Annotated in this window: 29 protein-coding genes; 14 read left to right on the top strand and 15 right to left on the bottom strand. The window is 68.0% G+C overall.

The annotated features are described in order from the left end of the window. Positions 1-33: 33 nt before the first annotated feature. From ACFTSF_RS35805 to ACFTSF_RS35830, 6 genes are read left to right on the top strand one after another with little or no spacing between them, the layout of a single operon-like run. Positions 34-564 carry a helix-turn-helix transcriptional regulator gene (locus tag ACFTSF_RS35805; protein ID WP_380159349.1) on the top strand — a complete coding sequence of 177 codons (531 nt, stop codon included), beginning with the start codon at positions 34-36 and terminating at the stop codon, positions 562-564. Beyond that, positions 561-1,232, top strand: a complete 672-nt coding sequence (locus tag ACFTSF_RS35810; protein ID WP_380159351.1) for an ABC transporter ATP-binding protein — start codon at positions 561-563, stop codon at positions 1,230-1,232. Before ACFTSF_RS35805 ends, ACFTSF_RS35810 begins: the two co-directional genes overlap by 4 nt. Continuing rightward, a complete protein-coding gene (locus tag ACFTSF_RS35815; RefSeq protein WP_380159353.1) occupies positions 1,232-2,575 on the top strand; it encodes a hypothetical protein in 1,344 nt (447 codons plus the stop codon). The genes ACFTSF_RS35810 and ACFTSF_RS35815 overlap by 1 nt, the downstream gene beginning before the upstream one ends. Further along, positions 2,575-3,906 carry a hypothetical protein gene (locus ACFTSF_RS35820; protein WP_380159355.1) on the top strand — a complete coding sequence of 444 codons (1,332 nt, stop codon included), beginning with the start codon at positions 2,575-2,577 and terminating at the stop codon, positions 3,904-3,906. Before ACFTSF_RS35815 ends, ACFTSF_RS35820 begins: the two co-directional genes overlap by 1 nt. Then, positions 3,906-4,526, top strand: coding sequence for a CDP-alcohol phosphatidyltransferase family protein (locus ACFTSF_RS35825; RefSeq protein WP_380159357.1), 621 nt, complete (start codon positions 3,906-3,908; stop codon positions 4,524-4,526). Before ACFTSF_RS35820 ends, ACFTSF_RS35825 begins: the two co-directional genes overlap by 1 nt. Positions 4,527-4,569: 43 nt before the next feature. Continuing rightward, positions 4,570-5,058 carry a hypothetical protein gene (locus tag ACFTSF_RS35830; protein ID WP_380159358.1) on the top strand — a complete coding sequence of 163 codons (489 nt, stop codon included), beginning with the start codon at positions 4,570-4,572 and terminating at the stop codon, positions 5,056-5,058. Here the strand turns inward: ACFTSF_RS35830 and ACFTSF_RS35835 are convergent. Further along, complete coding sequence (locus ACFTSF_RS35835; RefSeq protein ID WP_380159360.1) at positions 5,055-5,930, bottom strand: phosphoribosylaminoimidazolesuccinocarboxamide synthase; 876 nt, start codon at positions 5,928-5,930, stop codon at positions 5,055-5,057. The genes ACFTSF_RS35830 and ACFTSF_RS35835 overlap by 4 nt on opposite strands. A gap of 15 nt (positions 5,931-5,945) precedes the next feature. Then, entirely contained in the window at positions 5,946-7,028 is a 1,083-nt protein-coding gene (locus ACFTSF_RS35840; protein ID WP_380159361.1) for an FAD-dependent monooxygenase, read from the bottom strand. A 53-nt stretch (positions 7,029-7,081) separates the two neighbouring features. Here ACFTSF_RS35840 and ACFTSF_RS35845 point away from each other — a divergent pair, with 53 nt between their 5' ends. Next, complete coding sequence (locus tag ACFTSF_RS35845; protein ID WP_380159363.1) at positions 7,082-7,675, top strand: TetR/AcrR family transcriptional regulator; 594 nt, start codon at positions 7,082-7,084, stop codon at positions 7,673-7,675. On the opposite strand, the gene ACFTSF_RS35850 is transcribed toward ACFTSF_RS35845, so the two are convergent. The 4 genes from ACFTSF_RS35850 to ACFTSF_RS35865 form a co-directional block, all read right to left on the bottom strand. Beyond that, positions 7,653-8,075 carry a hypothetical protein gene (locus tag ACFTSF_RS35850; protein WP_344149493.1) on the bottom strand — a complete coding sequence of 141 codons (423 nt, stop codon included), beginning with the start codon at positions 8,073-8,075 and terminating at the stop codon, positions 7,653-7,655. The genes ACFTSF_RS35845 and ACFTSF_RS35850 overlap by 23 nt on opposite strands. Positions 8,076-8,163: 88 nt before the next feature. Further along, positions 8,164-8,439: a hypothetical protein gene (locus ACFTSF_RS35855; protein ID WP_380159365.1), complete on the bottom strand. Its 276-nt coding sequence runs from the start codon at positions 8,437-8,439 to the stop codon at positions 8,164-8,166. Between the two features lie 9 nt (positions 8,440-8,448). Then, positions 8,449-10,419, bottom strand: coding sequence for a glycosyltransferase family 39 protein (locus ACFTSF_RS35860; protein WP_380159366.1), 1,971 nt, complete (start codon positions 10,417-10,419; stop codon positions 8,449-8,451). Continuing rightward, positions 10,407-11,624, bottom strand: a complete 1,218-nt coding sequence (locus ACFTSF_RS35865; RefSeq protein ID WP_344149487.1) for a bifunctional glycosyltransferase family 2/GtrA family protein — start codon at positions 11,622-11,624, stop codon at positions 10,407-10,409. Before ACFTSF_RS35865 ends, ACFTSF_RS35860 begins: the two co-directional genes overlap by 13 nt. A gap of 144 nt (positions 11,625-11,768) precedes the next feature. Here ACFTSF_RS35865 and ACFTSF_RS35870 point away from each other — a divergent pair, with 144 nt between their 5' ends. Continuing rightward, positions 11,769-13,178, top strand: coding sequence for an FAD-dependent oxidoreductase (locus ACFTSF_RS35870; protein ID WP_380159368.1), 1,410 nt, complete (start codon positions 11,769-11,771; stop codon positions 13,176-13,178). Here ACFTSF_RS35870 and ACFTSF_RS35875 read toward each other — a convergent pair. Genes ACFTSF_RS35875 through purB form a run of 3 tightly spaced genes read right to left on the bottom strand, consistent with a single transcriptional unit; the run spans position 13,161 to position 15,394 of the window. Next, complete coding sequence (locus ACFTSF_RS35875; protein WP_380159370.1) at positions 13,161-13,568, bottom strand: hypothetical protein; 408 nt, start codon at positions 13,566-13,568, stop codon at positions 13,161-13,163. The genes ACFTSF_RS35870 and ACFTSF_RS35875 overlap by 18 nt on opposite strands. Continuing rightward, positions 13,565-13,921 (bottom strand): hypothetical protein, encoded by a 357-nt coding sequence (locus ACFTSF_RS35880; RefSeq protein ID WP_380159372.1) that lies wholly within the window; start codon positions 13,919-13,921, stop codon positions 13,565-13,567. Before ACFTSF_RS35880 ends, ACFTSF_RS35875 begins: the two co-directional genes overlap by 4 nt. Before the next feature lie 3 nt (positions 13,922-13,924). Beyond that, the gene (purB, locus tag ACFTSF_RS35885) at positions 13,925-15,394 is read right to left on the bottom strand and encodes an adenylosuccinate lyase (RefSeq protein ID WP_380159373.1); all 1,470 of its coding nucleotides are present in this window, start codon (positions 15,392-15,394) and stop codon (positions 13,925-13,927) included. Positions 15,395-15,401: 7 nt separating this feature from the next. Between purB and ACFTSF_RS35890 the strand changes: the two genes are divergently transcribed. Then, on the top strand, positions 15,402-15,977 hold the full coding sequence (locus tag ACFTSF_RS35890) for a hypothetical protein (RefSeq protein WP_380159375.1): 576 nt from the start codon (positions 15,402-15,404) through the stop codon (positions 15,975-15,977). Here ACFTSF_RS35890 and purD read toward each other — a convergent pair. Next, positions 15,974-17,251 (bottom strand): phosphoribosylamine--glycine ligase, encoded by a 1,278-nt coding sequence (gene purD, locus ACFTSF_RS35895; protein WP_380159376.1) that lies wholly within the window; start codon positions 17,249-17,251, stop codon positions 15,974-15,976. The genes ACFTSF_RS35890 and purD overlap by 4 nt on opposite strands. Before the next feature lie 90 nt (positions 17,252-17,341). Here purD and ACFTSF_RS35900 point away from each other — a divergent pair, with 90 nt between their 5' ends. Then, entirely contained in the window at positions 17,342-18,223 is an 882-nt protein-coding gene (locus ACFTSF_RS35900) for an SMP-30/gluconolactonase/LRE family protein (protein ID WP_380159378.1), read from the top strand. Here the strand turns inward: ACFTSF_RS35900 and ACFTSF_RS35905 are convergent. After that, positions 18,183-18,893 carry a hypothetical protein gene (locus tag ACFTSF_RS35905; RefSeq protein WP_380159380.1) on the bottom strand — a complete coding sequence of 237 codons (711 nt, stop codon included), beginning with the start codon at positions 18,891-18,893 and terminating at the stop codon, positions 18,183-18,185. The genes ACFTSF_RS35900 and ACFTSF_RS35905 overlap by 41 nt on opposite strands. Positions 18,894-19,700: 807 nt before the next feature. Between ACFTSF_RS35905 and ACFTSF_RS35910 the strand changes: the two genes are divergently transcribed. Both ACFTSF_RS35910 and ACFTSF_RS35915 read left to right on the top strand, forming a co-directional pair. Then, positions 19,701-20,570 carry an alpha/beta fold hydrolase gene (locus ACFTSF_RS35910; RefSeq protein ID WP_380159382.1) on the top strand — a complete coding sequence of 290 codons (870 nt, stop codon included), beginning with the start codon at positions 19,701-19,703 and terminating at the stop codon, positions 20,568-20,570. A gap of 1 nt (position 20,571) precedes the next feature. Continuing rightward, positions 20,572-21,105: a GNAT family N-acetyltransferase gene (locus tag ACFTSF_RS35915; protein ID WP_380159384.1), complete on the top strand. Its 534-nt coding sequence runs from the start codon at positions 20,572-20,574 to the stop codon at positions 21,103-21,105. Here ACFTSF_RS35915 and ACFTSF_RS35920 read toward each other — a convergent pair. After that, positions 21,102-22,010: a cyclase family protein gene (locus ACFTSF_RS35920; RefSeq protein WP_380159386.1), complete on the bottom strand. Its 909-nt coding sequence runs from the start codon at positions 22,008-22,010 to the stop codon at positions 21,102-21,104. The genes ACFTSF_RS35915 and ACFTSF_RS35920 overlap by 4 nt on opposite strands. Positions 22,011-22,066: 56 nt before the next feature. Here ACFTSF_RS35920 and ACFTSF_RS35925 point away from each other — a divergent pair, with 56 nt between their 5' ends. Together ACFTSF_RS35925 and ACFTSF_RS35930 are read left to right on the top strand one after the other, a co-directional pair. Beyond that, the gene (locus ACFTSF_RS35925; protein ID WP_344149462.1) at positions 22,067-22,438 is read left to right on the top strand and encodes an FKBP-type peptidyl-prolyl cis-trans isomerase; all 372 of its coding nucleotides are present in this window, start codon (positions 22,067-22,069) and stop codon (positions 22,436-22,438) included. Positions 22,439-22,547: 109 nt separating this feature from the next. Continuing rightward, positions 22,548-23,168 (top strand): hypothetical protein, encoded by a 621-nt coding sequence (locus tag ACFTSF_RS35930; RefSeq protein WP_380159388.1) that lies wholly within the window; start codon positions 22,548-22,550, stop codon positions 23,166-23,168. A gap of 67 nt (positions 23,169-23,235) precedes the next feature. On the opposite strand, the gene ACFTSF_RS35935 is transcribed toward ACFTSF_RS35930, so the two are convergent. From ACFTSF_RS35935 to ACFTSF_RS35945, 3 genes are read right to left on the bottom strand one after another with little or no spacing between them, the layout of a single operon-like run. Then, positions 23,236-24,201, bottom strand: a complete 966-nt coding sequence (locus tag ACFTSF_RS35935) for an ABC transporter ATP-binding protein (RefSeq protein ID WP_380159389.1) — start codon at positions 24,199-24,201, stop codon at positions 23,236-23,238. A gap of 1 nt (position 24,202) precedes the next feature. Next, complete coding sequence (locus ACFTSF_RS35940; protein WP_380159391.1) at positions 24,203-25,246, bottom strand: FecCD family ABC transporter permease; 1,044 nt, start codon at positions 25,244-25,246, stop codon at positions 24,203-24,205. Next, positions 25,243-26,313 (bottom strand): FecCD family ABC transporter permease, encoded by a 1,071-nt coding sequence (locus ACFTSF_RS35945; RefSeq protein ID WP_380159393.1) that lies wholly within the window; start codon positions 26,311-26,313, stop codon positions 25,243-25,245. The genes ACFTSF_RS35940 and ACFTSF_RS35945 overlap by 4 nt, the downstream gene beginning before the upstream one ends. Between the last annotated feature and the right edge of the window lie 14 nt (positions 26,314-26,327).

A 26,327-nucleotide genomic window follows, 5' to 3' on the forward strand; every position in this document is an offset into this window, starting at 1 on the left:
CTCAGTACATACACGCGGTGTATAGTCGTCCGCATGGCAACCGCTGAACTCGTCCTGGGCCTGCTTTCGGCAGGTCCTGCGCACGGGTACGACGTGAAGCGCGGCCACGACAGCTGGTTCCCCGACGGGCGTCCGCTGGCGTTCGGGCAGGTGTACACAACACTGGGCCGGCTGGAGCGGGACGGACTGGTCGAGGTGGTCGAGAAGACCTCCGGCGGCGGTCCGGACCGGACGGTCTACGCGCTCACCGAGAAGGGCCGCCAGCACCTGGCCGACTGGCTGGTCGACCCGGTGCCGCCCGCCTGGGGCAGTGCGGACGAGGTGCTCCGCAAGCTCGTCGCAGCGGTCCGCACCGGCGGTGACGCCGCCGCCTTCCTGGCCCGGCAGCGTGCCAGTCACCTGCGCCGCATCCGCGAGCTGCAGGAGACCCCCGCCGGTCAGGACCCGACCTCCCCGATCGTCCGCGACTACATCGTCGCCCACCTCGATGCCGACCTGCGCTGGCTCGACAGCGCTCTTGACCGCATCGCCCTTGACCGCACTGTTGAGCAGGAGAACTCATGAACGCTCTTGAGCTGACCGACGTCGAGTTCGCGTACCGGCGCAACACCGCCCTGCGCGGCGTCTCGCTGCAGGTCAAGGCCGGGGAGATCGTCGCCATCACCGGTGCCAGCGGTTGCGGCAAGTCCACACTGCTGCACTGCGCGGCCGGCATCTTGAGCCCGGACGCCGGTTCGGTGCGGCTGGACGGTCAAGACCTGGCGACCCTGTCGCCGGACAACCGGGCTGAGCTGCGGCGCACCAAGATCGGAGTCGTGCTGCAGTTCGGCCAGCTGGTTCCGGACCTGCCGCTCATCGACAACGTCGCACTGCCATTGCTGCTCGCCGGACACCAGCGCTCCGAGGCCCACAGCCACGCACGGGAGTGGCTGACCCAGGTAGGCATCCAGGACGAGGCGGACGCCGTACCGTCCGAGCTGTCCGGCGGTCAGACCCAGCGGGCCGCCATCGCCCGGGCGCTCATTACTGGGCCCTCTGTGGTGCTGGCGGACGAGCCGACCGGCAGTCTGGACAGCCGGGCCGGCAAGGAGCTGCTCGACGTCCTCATCAAGACCGCCAAGTACCGCGGCGCGGCTCTGGTGATGGTCACCCACGACAACCTCGTGGCCGCCTCCGCCAACCGTGAGATCCGCCTCCGCGACGGTGTCATCCAGCACGAAGTGGCCCTCTGATGAAAGTCGAGACCCTGCTCCTGCTGGCCCGGTCGCGGACACCCGCGGACCGCAGCCGCACCCGACTGACCGTCGGTGCTCTCGGACTCAGTGGGGCGTTTCTGCTCGGGGCTCTACGGATCGCCCGACTCGGTCAGGGAGAGCTCTCGGCGAGCACCTACAGCAACTACATCGCCGAGCCGGGTCTGCGATCCGGACTCGCCGCGATCCTCGTCCTCCTGGCCGCGCTCACCGCCGGCCTCGCCGTACAGGCCTTGAGACTCGGTACGGCGGCTCGCGAGCGCCGGATGGCCGCTCTCACCCTGGCAGGCGCATCCAGTCGGCAGGTACGGCGGTTGTCGATCACCGACGCGGCCATGGCGGGGTTGGCCGGCGGTCTGGTCGCGGGACCGCTCTATCTGGTCCTCAGCCTGTTCCTGAGCCTGCTGCCCCGAATGGCTCAGGTCCTGCCCCCGGCACAACCGGTGGACCTGCTGACCTGGATCCCGGTGGTCGTGACGATGACCGCGGCCGGTGCGGTGATTGCCGCCGTACTGCATCGGGACGACCTCTTGCCGCGAGCGGAGCACCCGCTCGGCAAGGCGAGTCGCTCGGCCGTCGTCGCCGGGATCGCGCTCATCGTCGTCGCAGTCATCCTGGCGCCGTTCCTCGGGTACGTCGCCACCACGACGCTCGTGGTCGGTCTGGCCTTCGTGCTCTACAACCTGAACCGGGTGTGGATCCGGATCGTCGGTCAGCGACTCACCCGGTCCGGCAATCCGCTGTACCTGCTCACCGGCGCCCGCCTCGTCACCGAGGCTCGTCCCTCGACCCGGATGAGCACTCTGCTGGGCTGCTGCGGGTTCCTGATCGGCATGCTCGCCAACGGCCTGATCGCGGTCGTGGTCATGAAGGAAGAATTCTTCGACAACACCTTCGAGATCACCGGCTTCGCACTGGCCATCTTCGCCCTGCTGCTGGTGACGGCCGTTGCCATGGCCGCACTGATCGTCGGTGTGGCCGATCAGCTGGTCGACCAGCGCCGCCAGCTCGCCTGCCTGACGGCGCTCGGGGTCGACATCCAATTCCTGCGCCGGATGATCACTCGGCAGCTCACCATCGTCGGCGCACCAGCTCTCGCAGTGGGGATGGGACTGGGCATGCTGATCACGCTCGGCCGGGTGGTCGGCGGCTCGATCGTCGGCGACGAGCCCGAGCCGTACTACGGCATCTACCTCGTCGCAGCGGCCGCAGTCATCGCACTCGGCCTGGTCCTCGGCACAGCCGGCGGTGTCCTGGCCGGCTTCGTGCTGCGCAACCAGCTAGAGGACGCCCTCGACCCCGAGAACCTGAGGGCCGCCTGATGAGCCTCTCACTGAGCACCACACTCCTACTGGCCCGCTCCCGCACCCCCGCCGACCGCAGCCGCGTCCGCCTCGCCACCGCGGCCCTATCCTTCAGCGGCGCCCTACTGATCAACGCCATACACATCGGCTCGCTCGGACGTGGCGAGTTCCCCAAGGACCAGTACAGCAACTACGTCGCCGAGTCGGGCCTGCGTCCTGGCCTCAGCGCCGCCCTGGGGATCCTGGCGGTGCTTGCCGGGAGTCTGGCGGTTCAGACGCTGCGTCTCGGCACGGTCGCCCGCGAGCGGCGATTCGCGGCGCTGCACCTGGCCGGTGCGTCCTCGAGCCAGGTACGGCGTCTTTCGACGGCCGACGCGACTCTGGTCGGTCTGGGCGGCGGACTGCTGTCCGGTCCGCTCTATGCCGTCCTCACCGTGCTCTTCGGCGGACTGCCGATGGTGGCTCGAGTCTTTCCGGGCTTCACCTCGTCGGATGTCCCGGTGTGGGTTGCCGTCGCCGTTGCCCTCACCTTGTGCGGTGCGGCGATGGGACGCCTCACCTATCGCGATCCGTCGGCGAGCAGCCCGGCGCCCGCGTTCCCGCTCCGGGCGGGACTGGTCGTTGGCTTGGCCTGTCTGGTGCTCGCAGTGATGACCGTGTCACGGCTCGACTTCTTCACTGCACCCCTGATCCTGATCGGCCTGGCCACGTTGTGGGCGACCCAGATGCCCAGACTGCTCGGACCCGTCGGCCGCCTCCTCAGCCGCTCAAGTGATGCAGCACGACTGCTGGCCGGAGCACGCCTTGTCGCCGACGCTCGGTCTGCCGCACGGATGGGTGGGCTCCTACTCGGCTGCGCCTTCCTGATCGGCGTACTGGCCCAGGTGTCGCTCTACACCGTCATCGACAAGGACGACCCCGCGACCCTGGCGTTCTACTTGGCCGGGTACGGCCTGAGTGCACTCGGCCTGGTCCTGATCTCCGGCATCGCACTGGTGTCCCTGACGGTCGGTGTGGCCGACCAGCTCGTCGACCAGCGCCGACAGCTCGCCTGCCTCACAGCGCTGGGTGTCGACGTCCATTTCTTGCGCCAGGTCGTTCGTGACCAGATCGCCCTCGTGGCGACACCGGCGCTCATGATCGGTAGCTGTCTGGGTCTCGTGGTGGGCCCGGGTGGGTTGATCGGCTTCCATGTCGGCCTGCCCTCGGTGCCGTTCCTGGCAGTCGGTCTGGCCGGCTTGCTGTTGCTGTCCTGGGGCTTCGCCGTTGGCGGTGCTGCTCTGGCCGGCTACCTGCTTCGCAACCAACTGCGGGATGCACTCGATCCCGAGAATCTGAGGGCTGCATGATGGCCACCGTTCCTGTTCCGCTTCCGGTCCGACCGGCACTGCTGCTCGGAGTTCCCAACCGCATCACGCTTATCCGGACCGTGCTCGCCATGGTGATCGCTGCGGTCGCGTTTCAGACCGGTGCGCTGAGCTGGCTGATTGTCGGGTACGCCGCGTACTGGATCGGTGACATCGCCGACGGTGCGGTCGCGCGGTACCGCGACGAGGAGTCCGAGGGCGGTGCGGTCTTCGACATCGTCTGCGATCGGGCGTGCTCGTTCCTGCTGGCCGCTGCGTTCATGGCGACGTTCCCGCTGACCATCGGGCCGCTGGCGATCTTCCTGGTGCAGTTCGGTGTGCTGGACACGATGCTGTCGCTGGCGTTCCTGCTATGGCGCGGAACACTCAGCCCGAACTACTTCTACAAGGTCGACTACCCGATCTGGCTCTGGAACTGGTCCAAGCCGGCCAAGGCCGTCAACACCGCCGCTGTGGTCGTGTCACTCGTGATCGCACACCAGACTGGGGCGCAGTGGCTCCCCTACACGATGGCGATCGCAGCGTGCGTGGTGAAGATCGCCTCGTCGTACCGGCTGATCGCGATCCTCCGTGGCCGGCGAGCCGCCGTACCCAGAGTCTGAAATGTTCGTGATTGCTCAGGCAACAGCGCATAGCCTCGAGATCATGTGGGTGTGGCAGCTGTTGCTGGCGGTCGGCTTCGGGATCGGGTCCGCCATCATCCCGGTGATGAACGCCGAGGCGTATGTCCTCGGCGTCGGCGTCTCCGGTGCCCTTGACCCGGTGGTGGCGGCGATCGGGGTGTCGGTGGGGCAGACCATCGGCAAGGTGGCCATGTTCCTCGCCGTCCGCTACCGCCCCGGCTACGCGGCGCGGAAGTCCAAGGAGCCCAAGCCGGTCGACCTGGACACCCGCTGGGGCCGGTTCGTGCAGTGGAACCGCGACGTCAGCAAGCGCCTCCTGGACGCGATGAGCGACCGCCGCTGGGGCATCCCGGTGACGCTGCTGAGCGCCTCCGTCGGCATCCCACCCCTGTACGGCGTCGCCCTGATCGGCGGCGCCTCTCGGATGGGCGTGGTCACCTTCGGTGTGTCCGTGCTGATCGGCCGCGGCGCCCGCTTCGTGCTGCTCGCGCTCGGTGTCGGCCTCTTCTAAGCGACGAAGGTCCGGCCGGTCAGCTGCTCGTAGGCCCCGATGTACGCCGACCGGGTGCGCTCGATCACCTCGTCGGTCAGCGGCGGCGGCGCCTCACCGGAGTGCCGGTCCCAACCGGACTCATACTGCAGCCAGTCCCGGATGATCTGCTTGTCGTACGACGGCTGCAGCCGCCCCGGCTCCCACTGGTCGGCCGGCCAGAACCGGCTCGAGTCCGGCGTGAGCACCTCATCGGCCAGCACGATCGTCCCGTCCGGCCGCGCCCCGAACTCGAACTTCGTGTCGGCCAGAATGATCCCCCGCTCCTCGGCCATCGCCCGCGCCCGCGTGTAGATGTCCAGCGTCGTCTCCCGCAGCGCCGCAGCCGTCTCCGCACCGACAGTCGCCACGACCGCGTCGTACGAGACGTTCTCGTCGTGCTCGCCGATCTCGGCCTTGGTGGCCGGTGTGAAGATCGCCTCGTCCAGCCGCGACGCCTCAACCAGCCCGGCCGGCAGCGGGATCCCGCAGACCCCACCGGTCGCCTGGTAGTCGAGCAGACCAGAGCCGGTCAGGTACCCACGCGCCACACACTCGACCGGAAACATCTCCAGCTTCTCGCAGATCACCGCCCGCCCGGCCACCACCGCCGGCACATCGGTGGACAGGATGTGATTCGGCACCCCGAGCTGCTCGAACCACCACAAGCTCATCGCCGTGAGCACCTTGCCCTTGTCCGGGATCGGCGTACTCAAAATCCAGTCGAACGCACTCTGCCGGTCACTGGCCACCATCAGCAGCTCACCGGACTCCAGCTCGTACAGGTCACGAACCTTGCCCGAGTGAATGTGCTTCGCACCAGGAATCTCAGGAGCCTGCGGAGGTGTGGTCACACGGCGATTGTTCCATTAGCGCTTTCTGCGCAGTGCTGCAGCACCACGGGCCACTCCGCCGCCCACCCACATCAGTGCGTCTCGCACTCCGATCGCTAGTGGGTTCTCGAGCTGGCCCATCCGGCCGATCTGGCGGGAGCGCTTGACCAGTTGGGTGGCGGCGGGGCGGCGTTCGGCGTCGTACTGGGTCAGGGCGGTGACTAGGTCGGGTGTGGCGGTGAGGTGTTTGGCTAGGGCACCGGCGTCTTCGATGGCGGTGCAGGCGCCTCGGCCCATGTTCGGAGTCATGGCATGGGCGGCGTCGCCGAGCAGGGCGATGCGGCCGGCTGCGAACGGGACGAGGGGTAGTGGCAGGTCGTAGATGTCGTTCTGGAGCGCGGTCCCCGTGCTGGCGAGCAGTGCGGGGATCGGGTCGTGCCAGTTGCCGTACCTGCGGATGACTGCGGCCAGGTCGCCGCCTTGTCCCGCGGGCTGGTTGGCGGTGGCGTACCAGTACGTGCGGCCGTCGATCAGCTGGGCGATTCCGAAGCGCTGAGCCGGTCCCCAGGTCTCACCACCGTCGTCGGCCTGCACGTCGGCAAGACCCCGGTACGCCGTGTAACCCGAGTACTGCGGTCCAGCGTACTGCGGGTAGAGCGCGGTGCGGATCACACTGCGGAGTCCGTCGGCCGCGACGAGCAGGTCTGCTCGGAGTGAGCCGTTGACCAGCACACCGCTGTCGTCCTGGGTCACGGTCTCGACTGTGTAGCCGGTGCGGACTGTTACCGCCGGACCGAACTCCGCAGTGATCAGGTCGTGCAGCTGCGCCCGGTGGATCATCACTGGCAGATCGATGCCGAGGTCGGTCGCCGCCACCACCCAGCGGCCGCTCGGCTTGCGCAGGCCGGTCGGGCCGGACAGCGCTGCCGCCTGATCGATGCCCTTCACCCCGAGGTCGTTGAGTACGGCGGCCGCCCCCGGCCAGACCGAAATCCCCGCGCCGACCTCACCCAGTGCCGCCGCGCGCTCCAGCACCGTGACCTCCCAGCCACAGCGTTGCAGCGCGACGGCCGCAGTCACCCCGCCGATCCCCGCTCCCACCACGATCGCTGTACTCATATTCGGGACTCTACATCTGTAGAGTCTGGCTGGGAAGTGCGAGACTGACCGATGTGACGAAGCAGGTACCGCTGGGGGCGGATCGCCGAGATGCCATCGCCGACGCCGCGATCCGGCTGGTCGCCAGCCGTGGGCTGCGGGGACTCACGCATCGGGCCGTCGACGGCGAAGCCGGGCTGCCGCCGGGCTCCACGTCGTACTACCTACGCACCCGCAGCGCGCTGCTGACCGCATGCGTGAACCGGATGCTCGCCCGCGACGTGGAGACGGTCGGTCCAGCCCAGACCGAGCTGCCGCCGAGCGAACTGGTGGTCGCGATGGTCCTCGGGCTCGCCACCGAGCGGCCTGACGACCTGATTGCGCGGTACGAGTTGTCACTGGAGGCGAGTCGGCAGCCTGAGCTGCGGACCGCGATCGACAGCGGTGGGCGGCAACTGCGCGAGATGCTGGGACAGCTGCTCGCGGCACTCGGCGTACCGGATCCTGAGCGGGCCGCGTGGCCGTTGGCGGCGATGCTGGACGGGCTCTTGTACGACCGCGTCGCCGGGACTGGCTCGACGCTGTCGGAGGCCGACTTCGAGGACGGCGTACGGCGGACTGTTGCCGCCGTACTGGACGGGTTGGTCAGAGACGGTCGGTCACGGTGACCCAGGTGAAGTAGCCGGTTCCGAGCAGTACGCCGATGTGGCCGAGGAGCGAGAGTCCCGCACCGGAGCCCCAGGCGTCACCGCGGGAGTGCTCGGAATGTTTGCCGCCGCTCGGTAGCCAACGGGCCAGAAGCAACAATCCGACCACCGCCAGCAGCCACCAGCCGGCCAGTCCGAGGAGCGCGATCTCACGGCGACCGGTGACCAAGGCAACGATCCAGACCAGCAGGGTGAGCACACCCACGGTGGTGTGAATCCGCAGCAGGGCAGCCGAATACCCGGCGACTCCACTGGATCGGCCGGTGCCGTCGACCACTGCACCCCCGAGCCGGACGCGCGTCAACAGCACGACGACCGCACCGAGCGCGGTCAGGAACCAGGTGACGTTCGACCATTCCACCCCCAGATGCTTACCCCACTCCACACATGTCACACCACCCCTTACCGGGAAACGCCCGGCGAGCTCACACTCGCCGGGCCGGTTTCCGCTATCCGGGCTGACCCTGCGGAACCTGTTGCCCAGGCGGGACTTGCTGACCGGTCCCACCGCCTTGCCCGGCCCCGCCGCCTTGTCCGGTCCCCTGCCCCGGGAACTGCCGGAAGCCGCCACCTGGGCCAGTCGTCGTACCGGTGGAACTTCCGTCCCAGGCGTGCCCCACAGCCATTCCACCGAGGAAGGCGAGCACCGCCACCAGGGATCCGGCTCCGGCCAGCACCTTCCCGTTCGGCCGCGGCGGCTGGTCGGGGAACTGAGGATTCGTCATCAAATGCTCCTAGTTACTGGTTGTGAGGTCGTAGACGGTGGTGCTGCCGACGGTTTGAGCGGTGAAGTTCTCGGATACCCAGGTGGAGATCTCGGACGAGGTGCCGCCCCGACTACCACCGAACCCGGCGCCGGAACTGCCGACGAAGTAATGAACCTTGCCCTGAGCAACCAGTTCCTTGAACTCGGCCAGGCTGGGCGCGGGATCGGTCCCGTTGAACCCGCCGATCGCCATGATCGGCACCTCGGCCGCGATCTGCAGCGGCGCGGCACCGTTCGCGGTCACCGCCGCAGCGGCCCAGGTGTACCCGGTCGATCCCTTCTGCAACAACGCAACCAACTCACTAGACACACTGCTGATCCCGCCCCCACCAAGGAACCCACCGCCACCACGCATACCGCCAGTAGGTGCAGTTCCAGTCGTCGTCCCAGGTTGTGTACCGGTCTGCCCGGGCGGCCCGCCTGGGCGACCACCCATCCCGCCGCGTCCACCCATCCCACCGGCACCTTCCGGCCCGGCGGTCGGGAGCGCACCGGCGTGGGCTGTCGCGATCGTGCTCACCGAGTACGCCGCCGGCCCGGCCAGCGCCGTCACGATCAGCAGCGCTCCCGTGGCCAACCCGACCCTCCGAGCAGTCGCCCGGTTGAGCCCGAGCTCAGGCACCATCAACACCGCCCCGGCCGCGATCGCTCCAGTGATCAATACGACCCACCGCAACCACGGATTCCAGCTCGGCGTCTCGTTCAGCAGCGCGAAACTCCACCCGGCGGTCAGCAAGATCCCACCAGCAAGCGTTGCCCGCGGCAACCATTCGTCCCGCCGCCGCCAAAGCACCATCATCGCCGCACCAACCAGCGCACCAATAGCCGGCGCCAGCGCGATCATGTAGTAGCTGTGGATGATCCCCTGCATGAAGCTGAAGACCAACCCGGTCCCCACCAACCAGCCGCCCCACAGAATCGTGAACGCCCGAGTCCGATCCGTCCGCGGCGCCTTCCCAGCAGCCACGATCAGTACGACGATCGCCAGCAGCGCGGCCGGTAGCAGCCAAGCGATCTGCGACGCGAACTCACCACCGAACAACCGCTGCACCCCAGTCGCACCACCCCAACCGGGATTCCCGGTACCGCCACCAACAGACCCAGTCTCGTTCCCGTTCAGTCGCCCGAGACCGTTGTACCCGAGCGTCAGCTCGAGAATGCTGTTGGTCGACGACCCGCCGATCCACGGCCGCGCCGACGCCGGCACGAGTTCGACGATCGCGATCCACCAGCCGGCACTCACGATCATCGCGACCAGCGCCAACCCGCTGTGCACGATCCGCTTCCCGAGCGCGGACCGGCCGGCCACCAGATACGCCAGCCCGAACGCGGGCAGGATCAGGAAGGCCTGCATCATCTTCGCCAGGAACCCGAACCCGACCAGCGCACCGGCCAGCATCATCCAGCGCGCAGCGTGCTTCTCCGAGTCGATCGCACGAGTGACCGCCCACGCCCCGGCACACAGCAGCATGATCAGCAGCGCATCCGGGTTGTTGAACCGGAACATCAGTACGGCGACCGGCGTCAGCGCGAGGATTCCGCCGGCCAGCAATCCCGCGTTGGCCGAGAACCATCGCCGTACCGAAACGTAGACGAAGCCCACGCTCGCGACGCCCATCAGCGCCTCCGGAACCAGCATGCTCCAGCTGCTGAACCCGAAGATCCGCCCGGAAAGGCCCATTACCCACAACGCGCCCGGCGTCTTGTCGACGGTGATGAAACTCGACGAGTCGAACGCCCCGAAGAACCACGCCTTCCAACTCGTTGACCCGGCCTGGACGGCGGCCGCGTAGTACTCGTTGGCGTAGCCGTTCTTGGACAGCCCCCAGAGGTACGCGATCGCGGTCAGGACCAGCAGCCCGCCGTACAGGACTTTGTCCCGGCTCAGCGTGAGTGGCCTCGCGACCACTCGGGGTCTGGATTCGGTCAGTGTCGCCATGTCAGTTGCTCCTGAGGTTCGAGGGTTGCGGGGAGGGTGGGTGCGTCGTCGTCGAAGACCCAGGTCTGGAAGAGGCTGAAGCGGACGATGGTCGCCGCGAGGTTCGCGAGGGTCAGCACAGTCACCTCGACGCCTTGATGCGGCGCGGTCACCGCGGTGTGCAGCAACCACAGCGAGCACGCGGTCAGACTCCAGCCGATGCCGAAGGTGACGAGACCGCGCAGCTGATGTCGCCATCGACCCTCGACGCCGCGGACTCCGAAGGTGATCCTTCGATTGAGTGCGGTGTTGCCGACCGCGGTGATGAGCAGGGCAAGCACGTTGGCGACCTGCGCCGGCATCCCTTGTCTCAGCACGAGATACAGCAGCGCGTACGCCAGCGTGCTCAGTACGCCGATCGCACAGAACCGCAGAATCCTTGCAGCCAAGGCCGTTCGTGGATCAAGCACCCGAGGACGCCCGTACGTCGCCCGGATCGGCTCGAGGTCGATCCGGCTCCGAGCCAACCGGGCGATCCCGCGCAGATCCTCGCCGACCGTCTTGGCGATCGCGACCCGGGAGTCCAGGTCATCGACCCAGTCGACCGGCACCTCGTGGATCCGAAGCCCGGCGCGCTCGGCCAGCACCAGCAGTTCGGTGTCGAAGAACCAGCTGGTGTCCTCGACATGCGGCAACAACTCGCGAGCTACATCCGCCCGGATCGCCTTGAAACCGCACTGTGCATCGGAGAAGTGCGTACTGAGAGTTGCCCGGAGCAACAAATTGTAGGACCGGCTGATGAACTCCCGCTTCGGCCGCCGAACCACCCGCGACCCGTTCGACAACCGGGTGCCGATGGCAACATCACTGTGCCCGGCGAACAGCGGTGCCACCAACGGCAGCAACGCGTTCAGATTGGTGGACAGATCCACGTCCATATAGGCGAGTACGTCGGCTGTCGACTCCGACCACACCTGCTTGAGCGCACGCCCACGCCCCGGCTGCTCGAGCCGAACCACCCGGACCCCGGGCAGTTCGACCGCCAGCAGCGAGCCGATCTCGTACGTCGCGTCCGTGCTTCCGTTGTCGGCGATGCAGACCTCGGCCGGATACGGAAAGGCGGTGTCCAGGTACTCCCGCAACCGCCGGATGTTCGGGCCGAGGTCGTGTTCCTCGTTCTTGACGGGTACGACGATCTCGACCCGAGGATGACCTGATGTCTGCATGTCACCGATGCTGTCGAGCGAACCTTGGGTGGTCCCTGTGCACGGCTGGCAGTTGGCTGGGAGTCGCGACATGCGCCCACCGCGCGGTGATCAGGCACCCGACTTAAAGTGGCAGCTACTTCCACTTTCTGCCTGGGGGGCACCATGGTCGAGTCCGCCGCACAGCGCTTCGCCCGGATCACGGGGGTCGAGCGCCCGGCGAAACCGAAGGTCCTGATCGAACGCGCCGTCGTACTGGGGGCGAGTATGGCCGGGCTGATGGCGGCCCGGGTGCTGTCCGATCACGCCGACGAGGTGCTGATCATCGAGCGGGACACGACCGGCGACTCCACCGAGCCGCGGCCCGGCGTACCGCAGGGCAGTCAGGTGCACGCGTTGCTTCCGGCCGGGCAGGCGCAGCTGGATCGGTGGTTCCCCGGGTTCACGGCGGAGGCACTGGCCGCTGGGGCGACCAGCCCGCCGCCGGAAGAGAGCCGGACCTACATCAACGGCGCGCTCCGGCCGGGACCGCCGCCGGGCTCGCTCGGCGAGGCGCTCATCAGCACCCGTCCGTTCCTCGAGTCGATGGTCCGGCGTCGTACGCTCGAGATCGGCAACATCCGCCTCGTGCACGGCCGTGCCGACGGCATCGACATCAGTGGTGACCGGGTGACCGCGGCGCGATATCAGCCGGACGGCACCGCTGGACCGGAGTCCGTCATCACCGTGCCCGCCGACCTCGTCGTCGACGCGACCGGCCGTTCGAGCCGGCTGAGCGACTGGCTCGGCGCTGCCGGTTGGCCGCAGCCGACGATGCACCGGATGCCGATCAAGCTCAACTACGCCAGCGCACTGTTCCGGCGCGACCCGAAGATCTCCGAGATCGGCGTCTCGATCGCGCAGAACCAGCCCGGCAGCGGCCGGCCGCTGCGCCAGGGCGGCATCCTCGCGGTCGAGGGCGATCGCTGGCTGGTGCTCGTCGCCGGGTACGCCGACGATCGGCCGACGCGCGATATCGAAGACTTCCGCAAGCGTTGCCGCTCGGACTATCCCACCGAGTTCGCCCAGATCGCCGAGTACGGCGAACTGATCGGCGAGGTGAACACCTACCACCAGGCCGACAGCCGGCGCCGCGACTACCACGCGCTGGAGCGGATCCCGGCCGGCCTGATCGTGGCCGGTGACGCGGTCGCATCCTTCAACCCGATCTACGGACAAGGGATGACGTCGGCGACTCTGCATGCGTCGTGCTTGTCGGCGTACCTGTCCTCGGACCCGGATCTCACGCAGCCGGCCCGCTCGTATTTCGACGACGTCAACGTGGTCGTCGATGTCGCCTGGCAGCTCTCGACGTTGGCCGACCTCGCGCTACCGCACGTCGACGGGCCGTACCCACGCGGCTATCGACTCACGAAGTGGTTCTCGAGCCTGATCTTCGCGGCGACCGCCAAGGACGACGACCTGAACGTCCAGTTCAACCGCGTCACCACGATGCTCGACCACCCGACCGCGCTCGCCCGGCCACAGTTCATCCTGCGAGCGCTGCGATTCGCGTTGCTACCGAGTACGACGTAGCCAGAGCAGCCCGAGAATCGGGAGCACCAGCGGGACAAACCCGTACCCCTGTCCGAAGTGCGACCACACAGTCGCATCCGGGAAGTCCTCCGGTACGGCGTAACTGAACGCACCGACCCCCAGTACGCCGATCAGTTCGATGGCGATCGCGATCGTCGCAACGCGCCGGGAGAACGCGGTGGCCTTGGCCAGCGCGAAGGTCGCGGCGCAGTAGATGATCGCGGCCACCGCCGAGAGCAGGTAGGCGATCGGCGCGTCGGAGAACTGGGTCGCGATCTGGACGCCAGCACGGGCGGTCGCGGCCAGCGCGAACACGCCGTACACGAGCACGAGGATCCGCCCGGGCCCACGCTTGGTCGCGGAAGGATCCGAGGTGGTCGGCGCGCTCATGCGATCCAGATCTCGTGCAGGCGCTGTTCGACGACCGGGATCACCAGGCAGGCGAAGGCGAGCGCGCCCGCACCCCACCGGCTGCTCTCGGCCAGCGCCCACAGCGCACCGAGCGGCAACACCAGCAGCCCGCCGATCAGGTAGCCGACGAAGAACGGTCCGGAGACATCCCGATCCGTGCCGACCAACTGGACGATGCCGACGACGAGCTGCGCGAGCAGGCCGACCTCGACCACCCCCAGTACGCCGAGGACCGGCCAGTCGATCCGCTTGTCCCGGGCAGCCAGGACCGCGGCGTACACCATCGCGAGGAGGCTGAGGCCCACCAGGGCCCAGGTCAGCGGTTCGAACACGGACTAGAGGATGTCACCCGGGTTGTAGGCGGCGGCCTCCGGGTAGCGCTTGGCGAGCTCGTCGATGCGGGCGACGACCGTGCCGACCTGGGCGACGGCCGCGCCGGTGAAGGACAACGGCTCGCCGACGATGCCGACGATCTGGTCCTCGGTCAGGCCGAGCCGGCCGTCCTCGCCGAGGCGGTGGAACAGGTCGTTCGCGGCCAGGCCCTTGCGCAGGTCCAGCGCGGTCGCGACCGCGTGCTCCTTGATGACCTCGTGCGCGGTCTCGCGGCCGATGCCGTTCTTCACGGCGGCCATCAGGACCTTGGTCGTGGTCAGGAACGGCAGGTACCGCTCGAGCTCGCGGCTGACCACGGCCGGGTAGACGCCGAACTCGTCCAGCACGGTCAGGAACGTCTCGAACAAGCCGTCCAGCGCGAAGAACGCGTCCGGCAGGGCAACCCGCCGTACGACGGAACAGAAGACGTCGCCCTCGTTCCACTGGTTGCCGGCCAGCTCACCGGCCATCGACGCGTAGCCGCGGATGATCACGGCCAGCCCGTTGACTCGCTCGCAGGACCGGGTGTTCATCTTGTGCGGCATCGCCGAGGAGCCGACCTGGCCCTCCTTGAAGCCCTCGGTGACCAGCTCGTGCCCGGCCATCAGCCGGATCGTGGTCGCCAGGCTCGACGGGCCGGCGGCGAGCTGCACCAGCGCGGAGACGACGTCGTAGTCCAGCGACCGCGGGTAGACCTGGCCGACGCTGGTCAGCGTGTGGCTGAAGCCGAGGTGCTGGGCGATGTCGCTCTCCAGCTTGTCCAGCTTGGCCGGGTCGCCACCGAACAGGTCGAGCATGTCCTGCGACGTCCCGACCGGCCCCTTGATCCCACGCAGCGGGTACCGCTCGATCAGCTCCTCGAGCCGCGCGATCGCAACCAGCAGCTCATCGGCCGCGGACGCGAACCGCTTGCCGAGCGTGGTCGCCTGCGCGGCCACGTTGTGTGACCGCCCAGTCATCACCAGCGCGGCGTGATCAGCAGCCTTCTGACCAAGTCGTACGGCGGTCGCAACCGCCCGATCGCGGACGAGCTCGAGCCCGGCCCGGATCTGCAACTGCTCGACATTCTCGGTCAGGTCGCGGCTCGTCATGCCCTTGTGGATGTGCTCATGCCCGGCGAGCGCGCTGAACTCCTCGATCCGCGCCTTCACGTCGTGCCGCGTGACCCGCTCCCGAGCAGCGATCGACTCCAGGTCGACCTGGTCAACCACCCGCTCGTAGTCCTCGACCACCCCGTCCGGTACGTCGACGCCCAGCTCCTGCTGCGCCTTCAGTACGGCGAGCCACAGTTGCCGCTCGAGCACGATCTTGTGCTCCGGCGACCACAACCGCGCCATCGACAAACTGGCGTAACGGGAGGCGAGAACATTCGGAATCCGGGGTTTCACAGGCCCATTCTCCCAGATCGGATGACCCCGTCTCCGCCGCACCATGGCAAAGGTGAACAGACTCACGGACTACGAGACCGCCTGGATCCTCGGCGGCGCCGGCCGAGTGGCGCTGACCGTGTTCATCACCATGACCACCGCCGGCCAGTTGGACGTCGCCTACAAGCGCCAACGCGTGAAGGAAGGCGAGGCCCCGCTGGACTCGGTGGACGGCTCCACCGCGGCGTCGGGCGCTGGATCCGCCGCGGGGTCTGTCGGGCTGCGGATCGAGAGCGCTGCGCTCGATCTCCTGCCCGAGTCTGGCCTGCCCGTGTACGAGTTCGTCACGCGGCTGGCGGCCAGCCCGGCGATTCGCGCGCTCGACTCCGCCCTGGAGGCGCGCGGCGTGCGTCGGCCACGGGTTCTCCCCCGGTTCAGTCCGTTGCACCGCGAGTTGCGCGAGCAACCCGCGACCGGCGTACGGCGGGTGGCCGTGCTCGGCGTGGAGGGGATCGAGGACGAGCGGTTGCGCGACATCTTCGAGCACCCGTTGCCCGGCGTACCGAAGTTCGCCGGGGTCAACCCGATCCGCGACAACACGTTCGACGGCACGATCGGGCCACACCCCGACCTCTCCGTGTGGAACTAGACGGTGATCTCGCCGCGAGCGGCCTTCAGCGCGATGTCGGTGCGGTGCTGCGAACCCTTGATCCGGATCTGACCGACCGCCGCATACGCACGCTGACGCGCCTCGTCGAGGTCCTTGCCCGTAGCACTGACCGCGAGCACCCGGCCGCCCGACGTGACGAGTTCCTCGCCGTCGAGCGCCGTACCGGCGTGGAAGACGCGGACGTCGTCACCCTCGGCCTGGTCGACTCCGGTGATCGGGTCCCCGCTGCGTGGGCTGGCGGGGTACTTCTTGGCGGCAACCACGACCGCGACCGCCGAGCCGTTCTTCCAGCTCAGCTTGTCGTACGCGGCCAGCTTGCCAGTGGCGGCCGCGAGCAGCAGACCACCGAGCGGGGTCTTCAGCATCGGCAGCAGGGCCTGGGTTTCCGGGTCACCGAAGCGGCAGTTGAACTCGATCACGCGCAGACCGCGTGACGTCAGCGCGAGACCGGCGTACAGGAGTCCACTGAACGGCGTACCGCGGCGACGCAGCTCGTCGACGGTCGGCTGCAGCACTTTGTCGGTGATCTCGGCAACCAAACCTTCCGGTGCCCAGGGCAACGGTGTGTACGCGCCCATCCCACCAGTGTTCGGGCCTTCGTCGTTGTCACCCAAACGCTTGAAGTCCTGCGCAGGCTGCATCGGCAGCACCGTCGTCCCATCGGTGATCGCGAACAGCGACACCTCAGGACCGTCCAGGAACTCCTCGATCAGCACCTGCTCACAACCGGCCGCATGCGCGAGCGCCTCGTCGCGGTCCGACGTGACCACGACACCCTTGCCCGCTGCGAGCCCGTCGTCCTTCACCACGTACGGCGGTCCGAACGCGTCGATCGCCTCGGCGGCCTGCTCAGGCGTCGTACAGACGTAGGCCCGCCCGGTCGGCACACTCGCAGCGGCCATCACGTCCTTGGCGAACGCCTTCGACCCCTCGATCTCGGCGGCGTCCTTGGACGGCCCGAAGACCGCGATCCCGGCGTCACGCAGCGGATCGGCGAGCCCGGCAACCAGCGGCGCCTCCGGCCCGACAACGACCAGATCCGCACCCATCTCGGTCGCCAGCGCGACAACCGCAGCGTGGTCGGAGACGTCCACCGGCCGGCAGACGATCGTCTGCCCGTCGTACGCCGGGTGCAGTACGGCGATACCGGGGTTACCCGGCGCCGCCACCACCTCTTCGACATCCGCGTCCTGGGCCAATGCCCACACCAGAGCGTGCTCGCGGCCACCCGTACCGATCACCAAGACCTTCACGGGCGCTCAGCCTAGCGTGCCCTGGCCTGTCGAATGCGATCCGGTTCGTTCGTAGACAGGTAAACAAGCCTCACCTGAAGGAGCTGGAACATGACTGAAGTGCTACTGGACGGGCTGGTCATCGGTGAGTCGGCCCGCTGGCACGACGGCCGCCTGTGGTGCGCGAATTGGGGAACGCAGGAAATCCTCGCCGTCGATGCGGACGGTAAGCGCGAGGTGATGGCGCGCGTCGACACCACCCTGCCCTTCTCGATCGACTGGCTACCCGACGGCCGTCTGCTGGTGGTCTCCGGCCAGGAAGGCCTGCTGCTGCGCCAAGAGCCGTCCGGCGAACTCACCGTGCACGCGGACCTCTCGTCGTACGGCGGTCTGAACGAGCTCGTGGTCGACGGCCGCGGCAACGTCTATGTGAACGGCGGCTGCTCGTTCACCCCAGCCGAGGGCGAGCGCCCCGGGTTCATCCTGCTGATCACCCCGGACGGCACCGTACGTCGGGTCGCCGACGAACTCGCGTTCCCCAACGGCATGGTCATCACGCCCGACAACGGAACACTGGTGATCGCCGAGTCGTTCGCCCGCACCTTGACGGCGTACGACGTCCTTCCCGACGGCGGGCTGATCAACCGGCGCGTCTGGGCGGCGCACTCCGGCGACGGCATGTGCATGGACGCCGACGGCGCCATCTGGACGCCGGGATTCACCGAAGCCGGTCCCAGCTGCCTCCGAATCGCCGAGGGCGGCGAAGTCCTCGAAACCGTCCCCCTCGAACACTTCGGCTTCGCCTGCGCCCTAGGCTCCCGGACCCTCTACATCCTCACGGCCGACTGGCACCTCGACGAATCCTTCGAAGCCAACCTCGCCCGCCTCCTCGCCACCCCCACCGGCCGCATCCTCACGCACCAAGCCCCGGCCACGTCGGCCGGTTACCCGTTCAGTAGTGCCAGTAGTAGCGGTCGTCGGCGTTCCAGTTGACGGGGAAGGTGGTGCGGTTGGTGAAGGCCATGCCTTTGCCCTTGGCGAGTTCCAGGGTGCGGGTGAGTTGGAGGGAGTAGGGATGGTTGTTGTCGTCCCACCACTGCTCGAACTGGGTGATGCAGGTCTGGGCTTTGAAGTACGGGTTGGAGCAGGCGTGCGGAGGTGACCACTTCTGCAGGTGGCGGAAGTTGACGGTGGTGGAGCCGTTCGGGGGTTTGATGGTGCCGGTCGCGTCGAGGCAGTAGCCGGTGGCCGGGATGTTCCACTTCACGTAGTGCTGGCGGCCGCCCGCGGAGGGGATCGGCGTGAGGTTGTTGCAGTCAGCGTCGCCGAGCTGCTCGGACGTCACGCGCTGGACCTGCGTGAGCGGCCGGCCGGGACCGTCGTTATAGCCGTCGACGAGAACCCAGTCGCCGTCACGAATGAAGTGCTCGGCGTACTTCGGCGGCCAAGCCGCAGGGTCGCCCCACGAGATATCGGACTCGGTCGCACTCAACGGCGACCACGCCCACTGCCCGGCCGCGGTCTGACCAGCCCAGTACTGGCCGGCGGCCTTCTCGAACATCAGCGAGTACTCGCCGTAGTTCGGTCCGACGGCATACGCCGTACCGGAGCCGGCCACGGTCAGCGCGACCGCCGCGAACGTCGCAAGAAGTTTTCTCCGCATGGCCTTCGAGGGTAGTCCCGAGGCCGGTTCGTCAAGGGCTCTCACCCTGAGCCGGTACGACGTTGGGCACGGGTCAACCACCTTCGCGGCCGGAAAGTGGTTGAGGGGTGCTCAAGGTGCGGTGGCCGGGGCGACGTTGAGCACGGTTCAACCGTTTCGGTGGGCGCCGGATGGTTGGTGGAGTCTCAAGGTGATTGCTGGCCCGCGTTCTCGGGGTCCCGGGGGTGTCTGGCGCGTTAGTCGGAAGAAATTCGGCGCGGGGACCCGAAAACTTACCGACTAACGCACGACCTCGAGCGTCACGCACCTCAGCCACAGCCCGTCAGCCCCAGGGCGACGTAGAGCCGTGGTCGCCGGGCCTCGCCAACCAGCCCAGCCACCTGCATGGCACACCCTCTGGTTTCTGTCGGCCGTTGGCGGTCGAGTCGGGGTGCAGGCGCGAAAGGACTCGGCCGGGGACGTGCGCTGTGGTTGATCGCGGCTTCCTGCCGACTACAAAGACAGCGTGGCTGGGCGCCGCGGTGGCTAAGGTGGATGGTGCAGCCGGTGACTGCGGCTTCAGGCCGCTTGGGGTTGCCGGGTTGTGGTTGGCGTGCGGGAAAGAGGCCTGCTGGCAGCTGACCCACCGCGCACCTCACCAAAGCCGAGCAACGCGACCTCTGCGGCTAATGTCCGATGATGCGGAGACCACGCTTGCGGGTTCTTCGGACGTTGTGGCAGCGGGGGCTCCGGATGTCGCGGAGGAGAGCCTTGGCTAGCCGGCATGGGGGGTAGTCCCGCAAAGGCTGAAGGTGAGAGGCTCGGCTCATGACGGAACCGGTCACGAGCACGATCAACATCCCTCACGTCACCCTCACGTACGACGTTCGTGGAAGTCTTACCGATCGCGACCAGCCGGTGTTGCTGCTGATTGGTTGCCCGATGGGCGCGAGCGGCTTCCCGAGCCTGGCGTCGCATTTCACCGACCGGACCGTGGTCACCTACGATCCGCGGGGCGTCGAGCGCAGCGTGCGCACGGACAGCGGCGAGCTGAACCCGATGATCCATGCCGGCGACCTCGCCGTACTGATCGAGACGTTGGACGTCGGACCGGTCGACATCTTCGCCAGCAGCGGTGGCGCGGTGAACGCGCTCGCGCTCCTGACCAACCGCCCTGACCTCGTCCGCACGGTGGTCGCGCACGAGCCGCCGCTGGTCAAGCTGGTCCCGGACACCGAGGCCGCGCAGGCCGCCAACGCCGATGTCTACGAGACCTACCAGCGGGACGGGCATGGCGCTGGGATGGCGAAGTTCATCGCGCTGGTCAGCTTCGAGGGTGAGTTCCCGGCCGACTACACCGACCGGCCCGCGCCGGATCCCGCGATGTTCGGCCTGTCCGCCGAGGACGACGGCAGCCGTGACGACATCCTGATGGGCCAGAACATCCGCGGCACCACGTCGTACGAGCCCGACTTCGACCGCCTCGCGAAGGTCAAGGACCAGCTCATCATCGGCAGCGGCGAGGAGTCCGCGAACCAGCTCGCCGCGCGTGGCGGCCAGGCGCTCGCCGAGCGTCTTGGTCTCACCCCGGTCGTCTTCCCGAGCAACCACGGCGGTTTCCTCGGCGACGAGTACGGGATGCCCGGCAAACCGACCGAGTTCGCCGCCAAACTCCGCGAGGTCCTCGCCGCCCGCTGACATGCCGGTCCCCAGTACGGCGTTCGCGGCCGGCCAGCCCGCGCTCGACAACCTCCGGCCGTGGCGCGATACCGACGTACCGGCGGTGATCGAGGCGTTCACCAACGCCGAGATCGAGCGCTGGCACGTCCTGCGCATCGAGACCGCACCGGCGGCCGAGGCCTGGCTGGCTCAGTGGCGCGAGCGCTGGTCAGCGGCCGAGGCTGCCTCGTGGGCCATCACCACCGGCGACGCGGTGGTCGGCCAGATCGGGCTGCGGGAGATCAACCTGGAGATGGCGACCGTCAGCCTGTCGTACTGGATGCTCCCAGCGGCCCGCGGTCAAGGACTGGCCGCGCAGGCGATCGCGACGCTCGAGCGTTGGTGCTTCGACCTCGGCTTCCAGCGCATCGCTCTGCAGCACTCGACCCGCAACCACCAGTCCTGCCGAGTCGCGGAGAAGGCCGGCTACCTCCTGGAAGGAACCCTCCGCAGCGCCTGGCAGCTGGACGACGGCCGCCACGACGCTCACCTGCACGCCCGCGTCAATCCCTAAGGCAGCTTGGCGTAAGCGCGGACGGGGAAGGTCCCGAGCCCTTCGATGCGCGGAGCGGTCGCAGTGAAGAGTGCACCAGTCGGCGGTACGGCGCTCAGGTTGGTCATGTGCTCGACAATCGCGACTCCCGCGCCAAGCAGCAGGGTGTGCGCGGGACGGGTCCCGTCGGTCATGTCGTCGATGTTGGCGGCATCGATCCCGACCAGCACCGCTCCGCGATCGATCAGCCACTCAGCGCCGTCCCGCGTGAGGAAATGCGGCTCCTCGACGTACTCCGGCGTACCGAACCGTGCGTCGTCACCGGTGTGCAGCAGGACCGCCTTGCCCTGTACGTCGTACGTCGCCAACGCGGCCGCGTCGATCCCGAGCCGCCCACTGTCCTCCACCCGGACGACAACCGTCGGCAGGTCGACCGTCCGCTCGAGGCTGAACCCGGTCAGGTCGTGCCCGTCCGGGTAGCGGTGATACGGGCTGTCCATGTAGGTCCCCGTATTCGTCACCATCGTCAGCAACCCGATCTCGAACTCGGTGCCCGGCGCGTAGATCTCCCGCGACGCCTCCCGCGTCAACTGCTGGCTGAAGCTCGGCCCCGGCAGGTTCGGCAGCGTCACCATCCCGTCACGGATGACGTGACTGAGCTCGACGTACGCCGCCCCCTCGCCGCGCGACACCCCGTCGGCGGCGGGCCCACCGCGAGTGCCTTTGTGCGCAGCCTCAACGACCTCCACGTTGCTGAGCTGCACCTCGCCCGCCATCAACAACCCCAGCGAGTCGAGGAAGAGCTCACCGATCTCACCCGACGTGACGTCGGCTGACGGAACGTCGACCAGGAACCCCTGCACCTGCAGCCCGCCTCCGTTCGTGAACGCAACAGTGGCATCGAAACGCGCGCGATAGGTCGGCATACCGTCATTCTGCCCCTCGGTCGGGGGTGGTCCGGGCGTCTGGTTATCGTGGTGGCATGACTGACAAGCCAGAGATCGACTTTCCCGACGGGCCGCCGCCGGCGGATCTCGAGATCACCGAAATCACCGTGGGTGACGGCGCCGAGGCCGTGGCCGGCTCGCGGGTGAACGTGCACTACGTGGGCGTCGCGCACTCGACCGGCGAGGAGTTCGACGCGTCGTACAACCGGGGCGCGCCGCTGGGCTTCCAGCTCGGCGTCGGCCAGGTCATCCAGGGCTGGGACACCGGCGTCCAGGGCATGAAGGTGGGCGGCCGCCGCAAGCTGGTCATCCCGCCGCACCTGGGCTACGGCGACCGCGGCGCGGGCAACGCGATCAAGCCCGGCGAGACCCTGATCTTCGTCGTCGACCTGCTGAGCGTCGGCTGACAGCTACTCCCTAGGACCCTCGCGATCCGTCACAATGACGGTCATCGCGGGGGTTCTTCGCGTAGATGTACTCATCCGCCTCGCCCAGCGGTCGGTTTGACTGAGAGGCATGACGACGATGGTTGCCACTACGACAGCCCCGGCCAGGCACAGCAACCGGGTCCGGTACGCCGCCCTGATCGCGAAGGTGCTGCTGTTCGCATTGTTGCTGACGGCCCTCATCTGGCCGGATCTGAGCGGGATCAAGGGCAAAGCCTCCACCGCCCGCCTGATCGTCTACCCGATCGGCGCGATGGTGCTTCCGCTCTGGTGGTGGGCCTACGGCCGCACCCGCAGCAAACTGCACCGGACCTTCCCTTGGCCCGCTGACCTGTTGCTGACACTGCCCTGGCTGATCGATCTGATCGGCAACCGCCTCAACCTGTTCGACAGCGTCACCTGGTGGGACGACGCCATGCACTTCGTGCTCTGGGGCTTCCTCACCGCCGGCGCCCTGCTCGCCTTTGCCCCGCGCAACCTCTCCCGCGCCGTCACTGCCTTTGTGGCCTTGGGTTTCGGCGCCACCGCGGCCGTCATCTGGGAGCTCGGCGAGTACGTCGCCTTCGTCCGCAAGTCCCCCGAACTCCAAACCGCCTACACCGACACCCTCGGCGACCTAGCCCTAGGCACCCTGGGCGCCCTCCTAGCCGGCCTCCTCCTCCACCATCTAACCTCCCGCCCCCACCGCTAACCGCTAGCCGCTAACCCCCGCCCCCGCACCACGCGCCCCCGCACCAGGCGCAAATGGGTCCAGTGGGTCAGCGGTCGGTGGGGCGGCAGACGCCGTTGGCGGCGGCGGAGGCGGCCAGGGCGGCGGCTGCCGGGTTACCGGTGGTGGTGGCGGGGGTGCGGGCGGCTGGCGGGTCTGCGGGTACGTCGGTGGGCGGGTCTGCGGGTACGTCGGTGGGGCGGTCGGTGCGGGTGGTGTGACGGCCTAGCGGGACGACCATCGGCGTACCGGCGACCGGGTCGGGGATGATCTTGACGTGCAGCCCGAAGACGTCGTGCACGACCTCCTCGGTGATCACCTCACCGGGGCTGCCCTTGGCAACGATCGCGCCGTCCTTCATCGCAATCAGGTGATCCCCGAAACGGCAGGCCTGGTTCAGGTCGTGCAAAACCAACACGATGGTGCGGGCGTCGCGCTTGTTCAGGTCGACGAGCAGGTCGAGGACCTCGAACTGATGGGTGAGGTCGAGGAACGTCGTCGGCTCGTCGAGGAGCAGGATGTCGGTCTCCTGGGCGAGCGCCATCGCGATCCAGACCCGCTGCCGCTGACCGCCGGACAGTTCGTCGATCGGCCGGTCCGCGATCTCCAGTACGTCGGTCGACGTCATCGCCTGAGCGACCGCCTCGTCGTCGGTCTTGGTCCACTGGCGGATCCAGCGGGTCCGCGGGTAGCGGCCGCGGCCGACCAGGTCGGCGACCGTGATGCCTTCCGGAGCGGTCGGTGATTGCGGCAGCAGGCCGAGTTTGGTGGCGACCTCGCGGGTCGGGATCGACTGGATGCTCTTGCCGTCCAGCAGCACCGTGCCCTTCGACGGCTTGAGCAGTCGGGCCAGGGTCTTCAGCAGCGTGGACTTGCCGCAGGCGTTGGCACCGACGATGACGGTGATCTTGCCGGTGGGGATCTCGACCGACAGGTCGTCGATGATCTGCCGCTGATCGTAGCCAACGGCGAGTCCCTCGGCTGCCAGACTGTGCTTCTCCACGGGGTTCTCCATCTCAGCCACCACTCCCCACCCGGTTCGTCCGGGCCAGCAGATACATCAGGTACGGCGCACCCACCACGCCGGTCACGACACCGACCGGCAACTGGGTCTCGCCGAACGCGTGCTGGGCAATCAAGTCGGACAAGGCCACCACCAACGCGCCGATCAAGGCGGACGAGATCATCGCCGGTCCCGGCGACCGGGTGAGCCGGCGCGCGATCGGCGGACCGACGAACGCAACGAACCCGATCGGCCCGGCCGCCGCCGTCGCCACCGCAGCCAGGAAGACGCCGATCACGATCAGCCCGAGCCGCGAGCTCTCCACCCGCAACCCCAGCCCGTACGCCGTCTCGTCGCCGAGCTGGAGAATCCGCAGCCGGTGCACGAGCCAGACGGACAGCGGCGCGGCGATCACCAGCGTGGCCGTCATCGCCTGCACGTTCGACCAGTCCCGCCCGTTCAGCGAACCGGTCAGCCAGATCAGCGCCTGCTGGGCAATCTCGACGCGGGCCTTGGTCAGCAGGTACGACGTGATGCTGGTGGCGATCGCGCCGATGCCAATCCCGATCAGGATCAGCCGGTAGCTCGACACCCCGTGCCGCCAGGCCAGCACGTACATGATGAACGCGGTCAGGATCGCGCCGACGATCGCGAACCCGGACACCGCCAGCCCGGTCATCCCGAGGGTGACGATCGCGAACACGGCGAACGCACTCGCGCCGTACGTGACACCGATGATGTCGGGGCTGGCCAGGGGGTTGCGGGCGATGCTCTGGAAGATCGCGCCCGACATACCGAGCGCGGCCCCGACCATCAGGCCGGTGAGGGCACGCGGCAGCCGCAACCGGTTCACGATGAACTCAGTGGCCCGATCGCCGCCACCGAACAGCGTCTTCACCACGTCAATCACCGGGATCTTGAAGTCACCCAGTGACAACGAGACACAGAACGTGGCGAAGACGAGAACAGCCAGTACGGCGACCACTGCGACCGTGCGGGCCTGTCGTACCGCTCGGGCCCGGCTGACGATGTGGATGGCTTCTTCGGCTGTGGTCACAGGTCTGCCAGCTTCCGCCGGCGAACCAGCATGATGAAGAACGGGGCGCCGATGACCGCGGTCACGATGCCGACCTGCAGCTCACCGGGCAGTGCGACGACCCGGCCGATCACGTCGGAACCGAGCAGCAGGATCGGCGACAGCACCATCGAGTACGGCAGGATCCACCGGTAGTCGGGCCCGGTGATCAGCCGCGCGATGTGCGGGATGGTCAGCCCGACGAACCCGATCGGCCCCGCGGCTGCGGTGGCGGCACCACAGAGCAGGACGACGACGACCGCGACGAACAACCGGGCCAGCCCAACGCGCTGACCGAGCGACTTCGCGACCTCGTCGCCGAGGGACATCGCGTTCAACACCCGGCCGCAGACGAGCGACAGCGCGATCCCGATCAGGATGAACGGCGCGACCTGGCCGGCGATGTCCGACCCACGGCCGGCCAACGAACCGACCGACCAGAACCGGAACTGATCGAAAGTATCGACATCACTGATCAGCAAGGCAGTCGTCAGCGATCCGAGCATCGCGGTCAGGGCCGCACCGGCGAGCGCGAGCTTGACCGGCGTCGCGCCTTCGCGGCCGAGAGATCCGAGGAAGTAGACCGCCACCGAGGCCGCGGCCGCACCGGCGAAGGCGAGCCAGACGTACGCCGTCAGACTCGCCAGCCCGAACCAATAGATGCCACCGACAACAAACAGTGCGGCGCCGCCGTTCACTCCGAGAATGCCGGGGTCGGCGAGCGGGTTTCGGGTGACGCCCTGCATCAACGCACCGGACAATCCCAGCGCCGCACCGACCAAAAGACCGATGAGCGTTCTGGGCACACGCAGTGAGTGAATGATCACGTGATCGGTGTTCGCCTCGTCGTAATGCCGCAAGGCGTCGATCACCGTGGACAACGGAATCTGCTTCGAGCCGACCGCGATACTCAGCAGCACCACCAGCGCGAGCAGGGCGATGGAGCCGATCAGCCCGAGGACAAGCGTGGTACGCCGGGTCCGACGCGGGCGTGCCGACACAGCAGTGGTCGCACCGGCGGAGTCGACAACCGTACTAGGCGGTGGCATCAGGCTTTCGGAAT

It is taken from the genome of Kribbella sp. NPDC056951, assembly GCF_042674205.1.
Taxonomy (GTDB): domain Bacteria; phylum Actinomycetota; class Actinomycetes; order Propionibacteriales; family Kribbellaceae; genus Kribbella; species Kribbella yunnanensis.